Below are 2,189 nucleotides of genomic sequence, written 5' to 3' on the forward strand. Positions count from 1 at the left end.
TGTCCGGCCGGGTCATCGACATCCACCTCAACCCCAACCACGGGCCGGTGTCGCTGCCACTCGCGGATGCCTGCGGCATCGTCTGCGCCATCCTCGCCGCGACCTTCCTCCGGCCGCGCTTCTGGGAATGGGAACGCACCGCAGGCGGGCACCGCACCGCCCTCCCCGCCGCGACCGCAGCCCTCGCCGGAATTGCCTGTGCTCCACTGGTGGTCGCACTCTCCACCCTCACCCTGGAACTGCATCCCTCCGTGGAGCAGTACGACATCACCTCCGCGGGCGAACTTCTCGCCGTCTCCACGTTGAACACGACGTTCATCGCCGCTCTCGTGTTCGCCCTTTCCCCACTGGCGGGCCCGACGATCGCCGGCGGGACAGGTCTGCTCGTCTGGCTCGGCACCGCCGCGCTCAACAGCCTCGAACCCGCCACCCGCCACTACACCCCCACCAGCGGCCTGCGCTTCCCCCTGCCCGACACCTGGCCGCACTACCCCCTCATCGCCACCCTCCTGCTCACCGCGCTCGCCGTGACCGTGCACGCCCACACCCGAGGCTCCACCGTCTTCGCCCAACGGCGCAGTCAGTAGCGTGGAATCGAGTGATACTTCGACGTCCCGTCCTGGTGCTCCACCCTTTCGACGCTGAGGAGACACGTGCAGGCGTCGAGCAGGGCTCGTCGACGACGACCACGCCGGGTAGCACGTCGAGGCCTGTCGGAGGCTGTACGCGCTAGAAGCTGAAGCGAATCCGGACGGAGTCGACTGGAAAGGAGTTCGGGCTTGGGTATTCGCCCGCCTGAGCGCCTTTCTCTTTCTTGGGGGCCAGAATGAGCAGCCGGAGAGGGCGCTAATGCTTCGCGTGTGAACCCACGGTCCGACAGAAGAACGGGTGCTCTGACCTTGGGAAACGAGGCCTATAGGGGGTGGCGTACAGCACACATGAGCCGTGCGGGATAATGAGTCCGTCCTCCTCGCGGCATCCGGTCCAGGTGGTCTGGACTGGATGCCGCGAGGAGGGGGACAGGGGCTTGTCGTCTAGTTTGGTTGCTATTGACGATCAGGACGACGACGAGGTGGCACACTACGCGCTCGAGGCTCGCGGACGCCAGTTCCATATCCGCGTTAGCGACAAGGCGCTGGCGTACACCTACGCCGCCGTCGTTACCCTGTTTCACTTGGCATCGAGTTTCTGAGGCACGCTGCCAAGTGATCCACAGCCGGGTCCCGCGAGGGGCCCGGCTTTTCTTCTGGGACTGGTATCGTCCTTAATGCCGCTGGTGCGCTCAGTGTAACACGGCGTTGTCTACTATACCGCCGGGGTGTTCAAGTAGACATCGAGAGCCGCCCACCCGGAGTCACTGGTCCGAGTAACTTCGCAGCCTTTCCGTAATCAGCCATCGATGCAGGTTGGAAGGCTTGTCTGGCCGGGAATCTGCTGCTGGTCGTAGGCCGCCAACGCTTCGGCTTGAACCGCGGCGACGAGCGCTGGGCGACCGCCGCCGGCGGGGCTGAGTTCGGGCACGTGTTTGTAGAGGGTGCCGCGGGAGACGCCGAGCAGTTTGGCGATCGAGGTGACCGACTCGTCGGGCCGGGTGAGCAGGACGTGGGCTTGGCGGATCTGCTCCGGAGTCAAGGCGGGTGGCCGGCCGAGGCGTTGGCCGCGGGCGCGGGCGGCGGCGAGTCCTTCGTGGGTGCCTTCGACGATGAGTTCGCGCATGAACTCGGCTAGGGCGGCGAAGACGTGGAAGACCAGGCGGCCGGCGGGGGTGGTGGTGTCGATGGCCTCGTGCAGGGACCAGAACCCGATGCCGCGGCGGCGGAGGTCGCCGACGATGGCGATGAGGTCTTGCAGGCTGCGGCCGAGGCGGGAGAGCTCGTGCACGGTCAGGGTGTCGCCGGGGCGGCTGATGTCGACCTCGGTCACCGCGCGAGTGTATGAAAAGGATGCGTGTCGAGTAGTTGAACACGCCGGGTTTGTGACACGTTTTCTGAACACGCGAACCGCCCGAATCCGTCTCGGGAGCGCCGCGTCGGGCAGTGTTCATTTATCGGTCGTTTTCTGACACCTCGGACGAGCCGAGCGTTTTCGCAGGTGATCCGTGTCGACAACTCGCGTCGACAAACAACGTCGGCAAACGGTGTGCGACTATTGTCACGCTGATGGAGATCGGCTACATGCGCGTGTCCACC

Annotated in this window: 2 protein-coding genes; one reads left to right on the forward strand and one right to left on the reverse strand. The window is 65.4% G+C overall.

All coding sequences use genetic code 11. The annotated features are described in order from the left end of the window. Nucleotides 1–587: hypothetical protein (locus tag M7H19_RS17395; protein ID WP_298182798.1), on the forward strand; the 587-nt coding region annotated here is incomplete at its 5' end. 802 nt (nt 588–1,389) lie between these two features. Here the strand turns inward: M7H19_RS17395 and M7H19_RS17400 are convergent. Further along, complete coding sequence (locus M7H19_RS17400; protein WP_298182801.1) at nt 1,390–1,923, reverse strand: recombinase family protein; 534 nt, start codon at nt 1,921–1,923, stop codon at nt 1,390–1,392. Nucleotides 1,924–2,189 lie beyond the last annotated feature (266 nt).

The sequence above is a fragment of the Saccharomonospora sp. genome (assembly GCF_027317685.1).
Classification (GTDB): Bacteria; Actinomycetota; Actinomycetes; order Mycobacteriales; family Pseudonocardiaceae; genus Saccharomonospora.